This window comes from Flavobacterium sp. N1736, assembly GCF_025947065.1.
Lineage (GTDB): Bacteria > Bacteroidota > Bacteroidia > Flavobacteriales > Flavobacteriaceae > Flavobacterium.
In genome coordinates, this window is the sequence record NZ_CP109994.1 from 4016803 (window position 1) to 4033267 (window position 16465).

The following is a 16465-nucleotide window of genomic DNA, read 5'->3' on the forward strand; positions in this document are numbered from 1 at the left end:
TTATTAATGTGGATTAAAAAGAAAATAATTTGTTAGTTTTTTAATTAGTAGTTTTATTGAAGGAAAAAAACCCTGAAAGATTGTAGCTTTCAGGGTTTGTTTTTTTATAGAATCGTCACAGATTAAAAGATTAAAATGATTAAAAAAATGTGTGTAAATCCTTTAATCTGTGGGTAAAAACTTTTCGTTATAAATTCAGAATAAAATCGTTCAATAACTTTTCTTCGTATTTTTCTTTGTTGAACGTATATAAATAAGATCCTTTTCTGGAAGACTGCATATCTTTTTCATCTAACTTATTTAGAATTTCCAGAGAATTAATTTTACTGATAAAATTTCGTTTGTCTAATTCTTTGCTCAAAATAGCTTCATATAATTCCAGTAATTGACGCATTGTGAATTTTTCCGGCAGCAATTCAAACCCAATTGGTTTTATCGAAGTTCTGTAACGTAATCTTCTAATGGCGTAATCAACCATTTCGTTATGGTCAAAAATTAAATGCGGCGCTTCGGCAATACTAAACCATTGCGCATTATAATTTTGAATCAATTCAGTATTATGATTTTCAATATTAATCAATGCATAATAAGAAACCGAAATTGTTCTTTCTACCGGGTCACGATCGATTTCACTGTAAGCATATAATTGCTCCATATATATATCATTCAAACCCGTATACGTTTTCAAAATTCTAATGGCAGCATTGTCTAATACTTCATCGCGCTTTAAAAACCCGCCAATTAAAGACCATTTTCCCTTTTCAGGTTCAAAGTCTCTTTGAATGAGAAGGATTTTTAACCCCTCGTGGTCAAATCCAAAAATGATACAATCTACTGCTAATAAAACCTTATCGGCAGAGCTATAACTGTTTAGCATATTTAATAATTTATTGGTAAATATATAAACTTATTAAGTTGTTTCATAATTTATTAATGTATTATGCACACTTATAAAGGTGAATTGACAAATAAAATAAAGTTTTAACAATTAAGAATTGTCTAAAACTAAAATGATTTGTTCTGTTTATTACTCATTTTAATGTTCAAATCAAGGTCAAAGGTAAAAACATTTTTAAAAGAAAATTCGTATAATTATTATTTTTCTTTCAAAAATTTAAACGCGTAATCTATTGTGAAAATAATGATGTTTAAGATTTTGATGTTTTCCTGGCTTATTCTTAAACGATTTTCAATGCTACAAATTGCTATATTTTTAGATTGTTTAAAATGTAATTACGAAATGTGTTTTTTGCAACCAGTTGTTTTGAGAAATTAATTTGTTTTTGAGATCTTTTTTTATTTAAATTTACAAATGTTGAAAAAACACTTATAAAATAACAATTAACCAAAGAAATAGTCTAACCAACTTTATTTAAATAACCACAAAACCTCATGAAAAAACCATTTTTTATATTGTTTGCTATACTATGTATACAAACAATGTCAGCACAAAAAGATCCCACAGTTATAACAATAAAAGACGATGTTTCGTCGCCTATTATCAACAAAAATATTTACGGACATTTTGCAGAGCACTTAGGACGATGTATTTACGGCGGATTTTTTGTTGGCGATACCTCAAAAATTCCAAATACAAACGGAGTGCGAAATGATGTTATTAAAGCACTGAAAGATTTAAAAATTCCAAATTTAAGATGGCCCGGCGGATGTTTTGCAGATACCTATCATTGGAAAGACGGAATTGGACCAAAAGAACAAAGACCAACAATTGTAAACCAATGGTGGGGCGGCGTAACAGAAGATAACAGTTTTGGCACGCACGACTTTTTAAATCTTTGTGAAGTGCTTGGCGCCGAACCTTATTTATCCGGAAATGTGGGAAGCGGAACCGTTCAGGAATTTGCAGATTGGATGCAGTATGCCAATTTTGGAGGTAAAAGCCCTATGAGCGATTTGCGAAAAAAGAACGGAAGAACAGAGCCGTGGAAAGTTAAATTTTGGGGAATTGGAAATGAAGCCTGGGGCTGCGGAGGAAATATGACGGCAGAATATTACGCAGGCGAATATAGAAAGTTTGCCACTTTTATGACGGACTGGAATAATAGCGGCGGCATTAATCGTATTGCATCAGGAGCAAATAGCAGCGATTATAACTGGACAGAAGTTTTAATGAAAAACATTCCGTTAAAAATGCTGGGTGGTATTGGCGTACATCATTATTCTGTAATTGACTGGAATAAAAAAGGTGATGCTGTTAATTTTTCTGAAGAAGAATATTTTAAAACCATGAAGCAGGCTTTAAAAATGGAAGAATTAGTAACAAAACATGCCGCTGTAATGGACAAATACGATCCGGAGAAAAAAGTTGCGATGGTTGTAGACGAATGGGGCGGCTGGTATGATGTAGAAAAAGGAACAAATCCGGGATTTTTATATCAGCAAAATACAATACGAGATGCCGTTTTGGCCGGAGCAACACTAAACATTTTCAACAATCACGCTGATAGAGTTCGAATGGCAAATTTAGCGCAATGTGTAAACGTGCTTCAGGCTGTAATACTTACAGATAAAACAAAAATGATTTTAACGCCAACGTATTATGTCATGCAAATGTACAACGTGCATCAGGATGCAAAATTATTACCGTTGAGTTTTAATTCGCCATTATATACGTTTAAAGATCAAACAATTCCGGCAGTTTCTGCATCGGCATCAAAAGATAAAAATGGTGCAATTCATATTTCGCTGGTAAATATTGACGCAAAAAACAAACACACAATTGAGATTGATACAAAAGATTTAGGTGTTAAAAATTTCACGGCAAATATCATTACTTCATCAAAATTGCAAGATTATAATTCTTTTGAAAATCCAAATAAAATTAGTCCTGTAGCTTTTAAATATTTTGAGAATAAGAAAGGAAAATTAGAAATCAATATACCTCCTTTTTCTGTTTTGGTTTTAGAAGGAAAGTAATTCAAAGGAGAAAAATTCAGATAAAATAGAGTCAGAAAAGCAGTTTGCATACCACAGTTTTTAATCTAAAGATGAAATAATCGCAACATAATAAATGTTATTCATACGTTTATTTTTTGATTTACTCTTAAAAGGCTGTTTCAGTGCAATATCTGCAAAAAATCACTGATGTTTTTTTGTTAAGTGTTTTTTACACACTTATAATATTTATAAGTATATTTGTCACCATTAAAAATAAAATCAGAATGAAAAAATATGTAATAGGATTAGACTACGGAACAGATTCTGTTCGCGCGGTGCTGATTGATACTGAAAATGGACAGGAGTTAGCATCAAATGTTTCTCATTACAAAAGATGGAAAAACAAACAATATTGTGACGCATCGATAAATCAATTTCGCCAGCATCCATTAGACCATATTGAAGGTCTGGAAAGCACGATTCAGAATGTTATAAAAGAAAGTAAAGTTGATGCTTCGCAAGTACGCGGAATTTGTATTGATACAACTGGATCTTCTCCGGTTCCGGTTACGAAAGACGGAATTCCGTTAGCATTAACAAAAGGTTTTGAAGAAAACCCGAATGCGATGATGGTGCTTTGGAAAGATCATACTGCAATAAACGAAGCAAACGAAATCAACGAACTGGCAGTTAGCTGGGGCGGAGAAAACGTAACGAAATATGTAGGGGGAATTTATTCATCGGAATGGTTTTGGGCAAAAATCCTGCACATTGCCAGAGAAGATGAAGCCGTTAGAAATGCAGCTCATACGTGGATGGAGCATTGCGATTTAATGACCTATTTATTGATTGAAGATAAAGATTTAAAATCATTTAAAAGAAGCCGTTGCGCTGCGGGACACAAAGCAATGTGGCACGAAGACTGGAATGGTTTGCCTCCAACAGAATTTTTAGAAAAACTACACCCGTATTTGGCAACGCTTCGCGGAAATTTATATGACGAAACGTATACATCTGATTTAGTTGCCGGAAAATTAAGCCAGGAATGGGCAGATCGTTTAGGACTTTCGACAGAAACAGTTGTAGCTGTAGGAACTTTCGACGCACATTCTGGAGCCGTTGGAGCAAAAATTGGAGAAAACACTTTGGTTCGCGTTATGGGAACTTCAACCTGCGATATTTTGGTGGGTTCTTATGATGAAGTAGGAACGAAAACTATTCGTGGAATTTGCGGACAAGTGGACGGATCTGTAATTCCGGGTTATATTGGTTTAGAAGCCGGACAATCTGCTTTTGGAGATTTATTGGCTTGGTACAAAGAATTATTGCTTTGGCCAACAGATCATTTATTGACTTCTTCAACTGTTTTAAATGACGCTCAAAAAGAACAATTAAGAGAAGAATTCAGCGATAAATTAATTGTTGAATTAACGAAAGAGGCCGAGAAAATTCCAGTTTCAGATAGTCTTCCAATTGCTTTAGACTGGATTAACGGGCGTAGAACTCCGGATGCCAATCAGGAATTAAAAAGCGCGATTTCGAATTTATCATTAGGAACAAAAGCGCCGCATATTTTTAAAGCTTTGGTAAATGCTATTTGCTTTGGAGCGAAAAAAATCGTCGATCGTTTTGAAGAAGAAGGCGTAAAAATTGACAGCGTTATCGGAATTGGCGGCGTTGCTCGTAAATCTCCTTTTATCATGCAGACTTTGGCAAACGTATTAAACAAGCCAATTAAAATTGCAGCCTCAGACCAAACTCCTGCTTTGGGAGCGGCAATTTATGCAGCAGTTGCAGCCGGAATTTATCCAAACGTAATTGAAGCAAGTCAAAAAATAGGAAGTGATTTTGATGGAGAATATTTCCCTCAATTAGACAAAGTAGCAGCATATCACAAATTGTTGTTGGCGTACGATCAATTAAGTGCTTTTGAAGATCCAACTATAAAAACATCACAACATGAGTTCTCTTTATAAAGATTTAAAACAGGAATGTTACGAAGCCAACATGCAGTTAAACGCATTGAATTTGGTTGTATATACTTTTGGAAATGTGAGTGCGGTTGATAGAAAAAATGGTGTTTTTGCTATTAAACCAAGCGGTGTTCCGTATGAAGATTTAAAACCGGAAGATATTGTTATCGTAGATTTTGACAATAATATTATTGAAGGAACAATGCGTCCGTCATCAGACACAAAAACGCATGCTTATTTGTATAAAAACTGGCCAAATATTGGAGGCGTTGCACATACTCACGCCACATATTCGGTTGCCTGGGCGCAATCACAGCATGATATTCCAATTTTTGGAACTACGCATGCCGACCATTTAACGGCTGATATTCCGTGTGCTCCACCAATGGCAGATGCACTTATAGAAGGAAACTACGAACACAATACCGGAATTCAGATTTTGGATTGCTTCAAAGAAAAAAATCTTTCATACGAAGAAGTAGAAATGGTTCTAATTGGAAATCACGGTCCATTTGCATGGGGAAAAAATGCAGCAAAAGCCGTTTATAACAGTAAAGTTCTTGAAGTCGTTGCCGAAATGGCGTATCTGACTTTGCAAATAAACCCAAACGCACCAAGATTAAAAGATTCTTTAATAAATAAACATTACAATCGTAAACACGGAAAAGACTCGTATTACGGACAATAAGGAATTTTAGATTGCAGATTATTGATTTTAGATTTAAGATCAAACGAAAAAACGATTAAACAGTTCAACAAAATAACGATTAAACAATGATAGATATATCTCAAAAAGAAGTATGGTTTGTAGTAGGAAGCCAGGAATTATACGGTGAAGAAACTTTAAGAAAAGTGGCAGAACATTCGCAAATAATTGCGAAAGGATTAGGAGCTTCATCTCAAATTCCGGTAAAAGTGGTTTATAAAGATGTGGTAAAATCACCTTCTCAGATTCTGGATGTATGTTTAGCGGCAAATTCGGCTAAAAACTGTATCGGAATTATAGCCTGGATGCATACTTTTTCTCCGGCAAAAATGTGGATTGGCGGTTTGAGTATCCTGAAAAAACCTTTGTGTCATTTACATACACAATATAATGCTGAAATTCCGTGGGGAACTATCGATATGGATTTCATGAACCTGAATCAGTCTGCACACGGAGATCGCGAATTTGGTTTTATTATGTCAAGAATGCGCAAAAAGCGTAAAGTCGTTGTTGGACATTGGGAAGACGAAAGAGTTCAGAAAAAATTAGGTATCTGGACAAGAGTAGCTCTTGGTTGGGATGAACTTCAAAACTTAAAAGTAGCTCGTATTGGAGATAATATGCGTGAAGTTGCGGTTACGGAAGGTGATAAAGTAGAGGCTCAAATTCGTTTCGGAATGTCGGTTAACGGTTTTGATTCTTCAGATGTTACAAAGTATATCGAGAAAGTTACGGATAAGGAATTGAATGATTTATTAGCAGTTTACGAGGCTTCTTATACTTTAACTGATGCTTTAAAAGAAGGCGGAGCGCAAAGAAGTTCTTTAGCGGAAGCGGCAAAAATTGAATTAGGTTTAAGAGCTTTTCTTGAAGAAGGAGGTTTTGGAGCTTTTACAGATACGTTTGAAAATCTTGGTGTTTGGAAACAATTACCTGGAATTGCAACACAAAGATTAATGGCTGATGGTTATGGTTTTGGTGGCGAAGGCGACTGGAAAACAGCAGCAATGGTTCGTGCATTAAAAGTGATGAATGTGGGTCTTGAAGGAGGAACTTCTTTCATGGAAGATTATACGTATCATTTTACACCACAAAAATCGTATGTTTTAGGATCACATATGTTAGAAATTTGCCCGTCTATTGCAGATGGAAAACCTTCTTGCGAAGTACATCCTTTAGGAATTGGAGGAAAAGAAGATCCTGCTCGTTTGGTATTTAATTCACCTGCGGGAGATGCAATCAACGTTTCTTTGGTTGATATGGGAACTCGTTTCCGTTTGATTGTTAACGAAGTGGAAGCGATTAAACCTATGGCTGAATTACCAAAATTACCGGTTGCCAGAGTTTTATGGGATTGTAAACCAAATCTTGATATTGCTGCAACAGCCTGGATTCTTGCCGGAGGAGCGCATCATACGGTTTACAGCCAGTCAATTACAACAGAATACATGGAAGATTTCGCTGATATTGCCGGAATCGAATTATTGGTTATTGATGAAAAAACTACCGTAAGAGACTTTAAAGATAAGATTAATGCGAATGAAGCTTATTATCATTTGTTTCAACATGGGCTGTAATCTGAGGTGCTGAGGTTCTAAGTTGCTAAGATTCTAAGTTTTTGTTACTTTTAGACTTTCACATCTTACATTTAACATTTTACAACAATTAAAAAATATCATTATATGAATGTATTAAAACGTTGCGTTTTTGGAATTGGCCTAATGAGTTTGGCTACAGTTTCAGTTCAATGTAAAAGCGATAAAAAAACGGATGCTACAACAGTTTCTTCAGATGAAAAAGCTACGGTTACAATCGAAAAATCTTCTTACGGAACAACTGCTAAAGGAGAAAAAGTCGACAGTTATAAGCTGAAAAACCAAAATGGGATGGAAGTTGATATCATCACTTTTGGTGGAAGAATTACAGATTTAAAAGTGCCTAATAAAGAAGGTGTTTCTGAAAATGTAGTGATCGGGTTTAATTCTTTGGCACAATATGAAAAAGAAAATCCATTTTTTGGAGCTTTAATTGGAAGATACGGCAACCGAATTGCGAAAGGAAAATTTACTTTAGACGGAAAAGAGTATAAGTTAGTAATCAATAACGCACCAAATGCTTTACACGGTGGACCGCAAGGATATTTTAATGTTGTTTGGAAAGCCGATGAGGTAAAATCCGGAAATACAGCTTCTTTAAAATTATCCTATTTAAGTAAAGATATGGAAGAAGGTTATCCGGGAAATTTACAGGTTTTTGTAACCTATACTTTGACAAATGATAATCAATTAGAAGTACTTTATGAAGCAACGACTGATAAGAAAACAGTTGTGAATTTAACGCAGCATTCGTATTTTAATTTATCGGGAGATTTTACAAAAACAATCTTAGATCATGAATTGACTTTAAATGCGGATAAATTAGTTCCGGTTGACGCTACTTTAATTCCAACAGGAAAATTAGAAGATGTTGCCAATACGCCTTTCGATTTTAGAACTCCAAAATTAATTGCAAAGGACATCGAAGTGAAAAACGAACAATTAGAAAGAGGAAAAGGTTACGATCATTGCTGGGTATTGAACAATCCTGAAAAAGGAAAAACAATCATAGCAAAAGTATATCACGCAGCAAGCGGAAGAGTTATGGAAATGACAACTGACGAACCCGGAATTCAGTTTTACTCTGGAAATTTCCTTGACGGAACTTTGCCAACACGCGACGGAAAAACGTATGCACACAGAACAGGATTATGTTTAGAAACAGAACATTATCCAGATTCGCCAAATCAGAAAAACTTCCCGACAACGGTTTTAAACCCGGGAGAAAATTATAAAACTAAAACTACTTTTAAATTTTCTGTGAAAAAATAGTTTTGGAATTATGTTAATTAGTTAGTAATTCTCTAAGAAACCTCGAAAGCATTTTCGAGGTTTTTTTATATTTTAAGTTTGACACTAATTTCACGAATTAGCACGAATTTTTGTCGTTTCGACGTGAGGAGAAACCTAACTCGTAACTCTACAAAGATTGGCACTTTTAGGCACTGAGTTTCTTGTGTGATTTCTCCTCACGTCGAAATGACAATATTGTGTTTAAACTTTGCGGCTTTGCGTGATTAATTCATTTGCAGCTTATAAAGTTTTAATTTAGCAATAGCAAAATCAAATATAAAATGAAACATCTATTTAAAGCAGCATTAAATTGGACTTCTACCAAAAATCAGGAAGAAGCAACTTCAAAATTTTACAGTAAAAGTCATAAGATTACTATAGAAGGAAAACCAGTTTTAAATGTTTCAGCAGCCAAAGCTTTCAAAGGCGATCCTGAATTATACAACCCCGAAGATTTATTATTGAGCAGTTTGGTTTCCTGTCATATGATGTCCTATTTATATGTATGCTCTCAAAACGGAATAGAAGTTATGGAATATTCAGATAACGCCCAAGCAACACTTGAAGTTTATGCCGATGGAAGCGGACGTTTTACGGAAGTTAGACTAAATCCTAAAGTGAAAATTTCAAATCCAGATAAAATTGAATTAGCAAATGAACTTCATAAAGAGGCAAATCGATTGTGTTTTATAGCTAATTCTTGCAATTTCCCTGTTTTGCATGAGGTGAGTTGTGAGTGAAATGAAAACATATAAAATCAAAAAAACCTCTTCCGTTAAGAAGAGGTTTTTTGTACCCGGAGCCGGAGTCGAACCGGCACGGTTTCCCACAGGTGTTTGAGACCAGCGCGTCTACCAATTCCGCCATCCGGGCTTAGCAGACGAAAAAACAATCAATAAATTAATTATTTTAACGCAATAGAATAAGTGATTATGATGCCATAAATGTGCTTATTCCTTTAACACGGTGCAAATGTAAAAAATAAAATTAAATGTTCTACTAAAAATACTTAAATATTTCCTTTCAGTGTCCAATAAATTTTCTAAATTTGCACCTCGTTAAAACGACGCACACACAACTAACTACAAAACAACAAATTATAATGTCGCACCTAGAACCAGAAGCTAAAATTTTTGCGTGTTCAAAAAGTGTTTATCTTGCAGAGAAAATTGCAGAACAATACGGAATTCCGTTAGGTAAAGTAACGATGTCAACGTATAGCGATGGTGAATTTCAACCATCTTACGAAGAGTCAATCAGAGGATTACGTGTTTTTATCGTGTGCTCAACTTTCCCATCGGCAGATAATTTGATGGAATTGTTACTAATGATTGATGCAGCAAAACGCGCATCGGCAAGACATATTACAGCTGTTATGCCTTATTTTGGTTGGGCAAGACAGGATAGAAAAGACAAACCAAGAGTTCCGATTGGAGCGAAGTTAGTAGCTAATTTACTAACCGCTGCAGGAGCAACAAGAATTATGACAATGGATTTGCACGCAGATCAAATTCAGGGATTCTTTGAAAAGCCGGTAGATCATTTATTTGCATCAACCATCTTTTTGCCATATGTGCAGAGTTTAAATTTAGAAAATTTAACTATTGCATCTCCGGATATGGGAGGTTCAAAAAGAGCATATGCTTACTCTAAGTTTTTAGAATCAGATGTAGTAATCTGTTACAAACAAAGAAAAGCAGCCAACGTTATCGACACTATGGAGCTAATTGGTGAAGTAAAAGGCCGTAACGTAATATTAGTAGACGACATGATCGATACTGGAGGTACATTAGCGAAAGCAGCAGATTTAATGATCGAAAAAGGAGCATTAAGCGTTAGAGCAATTTGTACACACGCTATTTTATCAGGTGGCGCTTACGAAAAAATTGAGAATTCGAAGTTAAGCGAATTAATAGTTACCGATTCTATTCCGTTAAAGAAAGAATCAAAAAAAATCAGAGTAGTGAGTTGTGCACCTCTTTTTGCCGAAGTTATGCACATGGTGCACCACAACAATTCCATTAGTGGAAAGTTTATAATGTAGTCATTGCGAGGAACGAAGCAATGTCATTACAATAAGGATTAGAATATTTATTAATAACTATATTTTTTTACAATGAAATCGATTACAATTAAAGGATCAGAAAGAGAAAGCGTGGGCAAAGTGTCAACTAAAGCCTTACGTAATGCTGGAGCGGTTCCTTGCGTGTTATACGGAGGAAATCAAGCAGTACACTTCTCAGCAGACGCTGCAGCGTTCAAAAACTTGGTTTACACTCCAAACGCACACACAGTTGTGATTGAGCTTGGAAAAGGAAAATCATTCAATGCAATTTTACAAGATATTCAGGTTCACCCGGTATCTGACAAAATCTTACACATTGACTTCTTTCAATTATTTGATGACAAAGAAATCACTATGGAAGTTCCGGTAAAAGTTGTAGGTACATCTAAAGGTGTTCTTGCAGGTGGTGTTTTACGTTTGAACACTCGTAAATTAAAAGTAAAAGCTTTACCTAAAAATCTTCCTGATTTTGTTGAAGCTGATATTACTCCACTTGAAATGGGTAACAAATTATATGTTACTAAAGTTGGTACACCAGATTACAAAGTTATGCACCCGGAGAACACAGTTGTTGCACAAGTAAGAATTTCTCGTGCTGCTATGAAAGCTGCTCAAGAAGCTGCAAAAGCTGCAAAAGCTCCTGCAAAAGGAAAGAAAAAATAATTTTTTTCAAATTCAATATCAAAGCATCAATCGAAAGATTGGTGCTTTTTTTTGCTTTAAAGGTTTTCTAAGAAAAGGTACAAAGGATCAAAGAGGCAAAGTTGTAAAGTGCAAAAACGCATTGATCAGTTTAAATGTGCATCATCTCCGTGCCATTCTTAGCGCGCTTTGCGTAAAACAGGGCTTATTTGCGGTTAAGTTCAAATTATTTAATTGCCACATTTCCTAATTATCTAATTAACACATTTTCTAATTACCAAATTAACCCTATTTTTGCAAACATGATAAAATGGATAACAAAACTGTTTTCATCAACACAAAAAGAAGAGAACATAGATAATATGAAAAAATATTTAATCGTAGGACTTGGTAATATTGGAGCCGAATACGTAAATACAAGACATAATATAGGATTTAAAGTCCTTGATTTTTTAGCCAAAAAAGAAAGCCTTTCATTTGAAACTGCAAAACTTGGCGCTTTAGCCGAATATAAATTTAAAGGAAGAACCTTCTTTTTGCTTAAACCAAACACGTACATGAATTTAAGCGGGAAGGCGGTAAAATACTGGATGGACAAAGAAAACATTCCATTAGAGAATATTCTGGTGATTACAGACGATTTAAACTTGTCATTCGGTACTATCCGGATTAAACCAAAAGGCAGCGATGGCGGTCACAACGGATTAAAAAACATCAACCTGGTATTAAATACACAACAATATACCCGTTTTAGATTTGGTATAAGCGACCAGTTTAAAAAAGGACAACAAATAGATTATGTTTTAGGCGACTGGGACGAAGAAGAAAAAGCAAAATTACCGGAACGCTTAGAGGTCGCTTCCGAAATTATTAAATCTTTTGGAACAGCAGGATTAGAAAATACAATGACAACTTTTAATGGAAAATAAAGATTTCCAACTATTTACGCATTAAATAACTAAATTATTAATTAATTAAATGGAATTATAACGAAATAGTATTTTCTATTCCAAAGTTAAATGTTTAAATTTGGGATAAATTATTATAAACCATAAAATCATAATATCATGGCTTTTGAATTACCACAATTACCTTATGCATATGATGCATTAGAACCACATATTGATGCACGTACAATGGAAATTCACCATTCAAAACATCATAATGCATACACAACAAATCTTAATGCAGCAATTGCAGGTACAGATTTGGAAGGAAAAACAATCGAAAACATCTTAATCAACTTAGATAAATCAAACGCTGCAGTTCGTAACAATGGTGGAGGTTTTTACAACCACAATTTGTTCTGGACTGTAATGACTCCAAACGGTGGTGGATTACCAACAGGTGATTTGTTAGCTGCAATTGAGTCTTCTTTTGGAACTTTTGAAGAGTTTAAAGCAAAATTTGCCAAAGCCGGTGCAACACAATTTGGTTCAGGATGGGCTTGGTTATGTGTGCAAAAAGGTGGAAAATTAGATGTTTGCGGAACTCCAAACCAAGACAACCCATTAATGCCGGAAGTTGGCTGCGGTGGAACTCCAATTTTAGGAATGGATGTTTGGGAGCACGCTTATTATTTAAACTACCAAAACAGAAGACCAGATTATATTGAAGCTTTCTTCAACGTAATTAACTGGACAGAAGTTGCAAGAAGATATGCTTTAGAAAAATAGTCTGGAGATAATAGAATAAAGAGTAAAGAAAAAAGACGAATGACCCGATGGTTATTCGTCTTTTTTTATTTATACATTTCCTTGTCTTACTATTTTCTTTTCTCTTTGTTCTTTTCTCTTTGTTCTTTTCTTTCTTTGTGAGAGTTTATTCCAATAAAAAAGGTGAAATTTCTTTCACCCTTTTTGCCCCAAATCTACCATATACTTAACCTACTAATGTTATGGTGTAATAAATTTATGACAGCTATTTTGTTTTGCCAAATATTTTAGACGAAATGCAAGAATAATCGATGAAATGCGTAATTTCTTACTTTAGAAAGGTTTTGAGTTTATTCCAATAAAAAAGGTGAAATTTCTTTCACCCTTTTTGCCCCAAATCTACCATATACTTAACCTACTAATGTTATGGTATAGTAAATGTATGATAGCTATATCGTTTTCACAAATATTCTAGATAAAGTGCAAATAAATTCGACGAAATACGTAATTTCTTACTTTGGGTGGTTTTCTTGAGTTTATTCCAATAAAAAAGGTGGAATTGCTTCCACCCTTTTTGCCCCAAATCTACCATAAACTTAACCTACTAATGTTATGGTTTCCCAAAAGTATCGTAGCTGTTCGATTTTGCCAAACATATAGGACGAACGGCAAAAAAAACCGATAAACTGCACAATTTAACCTTTTGTTAGTATTTTTTTAATATGCTCTTGCATCTTTTCCTTCATAAAAATTCATGAATGCTCTATTTACAACACGATTTCCTCCCGGTGTAGGATAGTCTCCTGTAAAATACCAATCACCAAGATTTTTAGGACATGCTATATGTAAATCTTCTACTTTTTGGAAAATAATTTTTACCTCGGCATTAATTTCCGGAGAACTCAACATTTCGGCAATTTTGTCTGAAATTTCTTCAGGAGTAAATTGATCATAAATTGCGGTTACATAATTTACAACATCTGTATCAATATAATTTTCCTGAGCTTTACATTTAGCATAAACTTCATCTACGATATGGTATAGGTTTCTTTCTTTCAACAAAGCCAAAGCTGCTCTAAAAGCAACAAGACCTTCCAGTTTTGCCATATCAATTCCGTAACAATCAGGGTAACGAATTTGTGGAGCCGAAGAAACGATAACGATACGTTTTGGTTTTAAACGATCCATCATTTTAATGATGCTCATTTTTAAAGTAGTTCCACGAACAATACTGTCATCAATAATAACTAAATTATCAGTTGGTTTGATAACTCCATAAGTTACATCATAAACGTGAGCAACTAAATCATCACGACTACTGTCTTCTGTAATAAAGGTTCTTAGTTTAGCATCTTTTATTGCAACTTTTTCAGTACGAATTTTTACAGCTAATAATTCCTGTAAAGTTTCGGCTGTAAGTGTATTTCTGTTTTCCAGAATATAATTATTTTTTCTCTGATTTAAGAAATCCTGTGCAGCTTCGATTAGACCATAAAAGGAAGTTTCGGCAGTGTTAGGAATATAAGAGAAAACAGTATTGTCTGTATCGCTGTCAATTGATTTAAGAACGGCTGGTAAAATTAATTTTCCTAAATTTTTACGTTCCTGATAAATTTCAGCATCACTTCCTCTGGAGAAATAGATTCTTTCAAAAGAACACGCTTTTTTAACGGTTGGTTCCAGAATTTGTTCCATCGAAACTTTTCCGCTTTTTTTGATGATCAAAGCATTTCCGGGTTCAATTTCCTGAACTTTTTCAAAAGGAACATTAAATACCGTTTGAATAACCGGACGCTCAGAGGCAACAACTACAACTTCATCATCCTGATAAAAATAAGCAGGACGAATTCCAGCGGGATCTCTAAATACAAAAGCATCACCGTGACCTAATAATCCGGCCATTGCATAACCTCCATCAAGATTTTTTGCTGAGCGGGATAATATTTTTGTGATATCCAATCGTTCTGCAATTACCGGAGAAGCTTCTCTTTTAGAATAACCTTCCATTTTACAATCCTGGTAAAGCTGCATAACTTCCTTGTCAAGAAAATGCCCAATCTTTTCCATTACGGTAACAGTGTCGGCCATTTCTTTTGGATGCTGTCCAAGCTCTACTAAGTTTTCGAAAAGCTCTTTAACATTTGTCATATTAAAGTTTCCTGCCAAAATCAAATTACGGTGCATCCAGTTACTTTGACGTAAAAATGGGTGAACACTTTCGATGCTGTTTTTTCCGAAAGTTCCGTAACGAACGTGACCTAAAAATAATTCTCCTATATAAGGAATGTTTGCTTTTTGAGCTGCAACATCATCTGCATATTCCGGATGAGCACCTAACTCTTCATTAATACGATCATTAATTTGGGCAAAAACATCTTGTATAGGCTGTGAATGATTCGAGCGAACTCTGCTAATGTAGCGTTGTCCCGGATCAACATCTAATTTAATGCTTGCAAAACCTGCTCCGTCTTGCCCACGGTTGTGTTGCTTTTCCATCATCAGATACATTTTTTGTATTCCGTAAAAAGCAGTTCCGTATTTTTCTTTGTAATATTCAAGCGGTTTAAGAAGTCTAACTAAGGCTATACCACATTCGTGTTTTAACGCGTCGCTCATTGTGTTTTGTATTTTTGTGTTGTTGTAAGTTGTGTGTATTAACGTAATAAAAAAGCCCCGTGTTATCGAGGCTTTTGGGCATTATATTTCTATGTCAAACTGCGTTAACGATTTAAATTGTTGTAATCGAATCGCTACTTCAGCTTTACTTAATGTTTCCATCCTTTCTGTTCCAAATTTCTCTACACAAAATGATGCTAAATTCGAACCGTAAATAATTGCATTTTTCATATTGCCAAACGATATGTTTTCGCTTTGTGCAATGAATCCTGAAAATCCACCTGCGAAAGTGTCTCCGGCTCCTGTTGGATCAAAAACATCTTCTAATGGTAAAGCCGGTGCAAAGAATACTTCTCTGTTGTGGAATAAAAGTGCACCGTGTTCTCCTTTTTTGATCACCACATATTTTGGTCCCAATTCCTGGATTTTAGCAGCAGCTTTTACTAACGAATATTCTCCCGAAAGTTGTCTTGCTTCTTCATCATTGATTGTGATAACGTCTACACGTTTAATAACATCTAATAATTCAGGTAAAGCGCAATCCATCCAGAAGTTCATAGTATCTAAAACCACTAATTTTGGTTTTTTCTCCATTTGATCTAAAACGCTGCTTTGTACTAAAGGATGTAAGTTTCCTAACATCACAACATCAGCATCTTTATAATTTTGAGGAACTTTTGGTTGAAAATCAGCCAAAACGTTTAACTCAGTTACTAAAGTATCTCTTGAGTTTAGATCGTTGTGGTATAAACCGCTCCAGAAAAAGGTTTTTCCGCCTTTTACAATTTCGATACCAGAGATATCAATATTTCTTGAAGTTAAAAGATCTAAATGTTCTTGTGGAAAATCGTCGCCAACTACAGAAACAATGGCCGATTGTAATTTAAAAAATGATGCAGATAAACCAATGTACGTTGCAGCACCACCTAATATTTTATCTGTTTTTCCGAAAGGAGTTTCAATCGCGTCGAAAGCAACCGTTCCAACAATCAATAATTTATTCATTTTATGAATTTCGAATT

13 protein-coding genes and 1 tRNA gene are annotated in these 16465 nt (G+C 34.7%); 10 read left to right on the forward strand and 4 right to left on the reverse strand.

The window, feature by feature from the left end; genetic code table 11:
• Positions 1-187: 187 nt before the first annotated feature.
• Positions 188-877, reverse strand: coding sequence for an NUDIX hydrolase (locus OLM54_RS17055; RefSeq protein ID WP_264535771.1), 690 nt, complete (start codon positions 875-877; stop codon positions 188-190).
• Between the two features lie 515 nt (positions 878-1392).
• Between OLM54_RS17055 and OLM54_RS17060 the strand changes: the two genes are divergently transcribed.
• From OLM54_RS17060 to OLM54_RS17085, 6 genes are all read left to right on the forward strand, one after another.
• Entirely contained in the window at positions 1393-2937 is a 1545-nt protein-coding gene (locus OLM54_RS17060) for an alpha-N-arabinofuranosidase (protein WP_319802288.1), read from the forward strand.
• Positions 2938-3182: 245 nt separating this feature from the next.
• On the forward strand, positions 3183-4874 hold the full coding sequence (locus OLM54_RS17065; protein ID WP_264535773.1) for a ribulokinase: 1692 nt from the start codon (positions 3183-3185) through the stop codon (positions 4872-4874).
• Positions 4858-5559: an L-ribulose-5-phosphate 4-epimerase gene (locus OLM54_RS17070; RefSeq protein WP_264535774.1), complete on the forward strand. Its 702-nt coding sequence runs from the start codon at positions 4858-4860 to the stop codon at positions 5557-5559. Before OLM54_RS17065 ends, OLM54_RS17070 begins: the two co-directional genes overlap by 17 nt.
• Before the next feature lie 86 nt (positions 5560-5645).
• On the forward strand, positions 5646-7154 hold the full coding sequence (gene araA / locus OLM54_RS17075; protein WP_264535775.1) for an L-arabinose isomerase: 1509 nt from the start codon (positions 5646-5648) through the stop codon (positions 7152-7154).
• A gap of 105 nt (positions 7155-7259) precedes the next feature.
• Complete coding sequence (locus OLM54_RS17080) at positions 7260-8444, forward strand: aldose epimerase family protein (protein WP_264535776.1); 1185 nt, start codon at positions 7260-7262, stop codon at positions 8442-8444.
• 302 nt (positions 8445-8746) lie between these two features.
• Positions 8747-9205, forward strand: coding sequence for an OsmC family protein (locus OLM54_RS17085; RefSeq protein ID WP_264535777.1), 459 nt, complete (start codon positions 8747-8749; stop codon positions 9203-9205).
• Positions 9206-9258: 53 nt separating this feature from the next.
• Here the strand turns inward: OLM54_RS17085 and OLM54_RS17090 are convergent.
• Positions 9259-9338, reverse strand: a tRNA-Leu gene (locus tag OLM54_RS17090).
• Between the two features lie 229 nt (positions 9339-9567).
• On the opposite strand from OLM54_RS17090, the gene OLM54_RS17095 reads away from it, so the two are divergent.
• The 4 genes from OLM54_RS17095 (at position 9568) to OLM54_RS17110 (ending at position 12848) form a co-directional block, all read left to right on the forward strand.
• Positions 9568-10509: a ribose-phosphate pyrophosphokinase gene (locus tag OLM54_RS17095; RefSeq protein ID WP_264535778.1), complete on the forward strand. Its 942-nt coding sequence runs from the start codon at positions 9568-9570 to the stop codon at positions 10507-10509.
• A 72-nt stretch (positions 10510-10581) separates the two neighbouring features.
• The gene (locus OLM54_RS17100; RefSeq protein WP_065451677.1) at positions 10582-11193 is read left to right on the forward strand and encodes a 50S ribosomal protein L25/general stress protein Ctc; all 612 of its coding nucleotides are present in this window, start codon (positions 10582-10584) and stop codon (positions 11191-11193) included.
• 281 nt (positions 11194-11474) lie between these two features.
• Complete coding sequence (gene pth, locus OLM54_RS17105) at positions 11475-12101, forward strand: aminoacyl-tRNA hydrolase (RefSeq protein WP_264535779.1); 627 nt, start codon at positions 11475-11477, stop codon at positions 12099-12101.
• Between the two features lie 138 nt (positions 12102-12239).
• Positions 12240-12848, forward strand: a complete 609-nt coding sequence (locus OLM54_RS17110; RefSeq protein WP_042564798.1) for a superoxide dismutase — start codon at positions 12240-12242, stop codon at positions 12846-12848.
• A gap of 696 nt (positions 12849-13544) precedes the next feature.
• On the opposite strand, the gene OLM54_RS17115 is transcribed toward OLM54_RS17110, so the two are convergent.
• On the reverse strand, positions 13545-15443 hold the full coding sequence (locus OLM54_RS17115) for an amidophosphoribosyltransferase (RefSeq protein ID WP_264535780.1): 1899 nt from the start codon (positions 15441-15443) through the stop codon (positions 13545-13547).
• A gap of 81 nt (positions 15444-15524) precedes the next feature.
• A complete protein-coding gene (locus OLM54_RS17120) occupies positions 15525-16448 on the reverse strand; it encodes a PfkB family carbohydrate kinase (RefSeq protein WP_264535781.1) in 924 nt (307 codons plus the stop codon).
• Between the last annotated feature and the right edge of the window lie 17 nt (positions 16449-16465).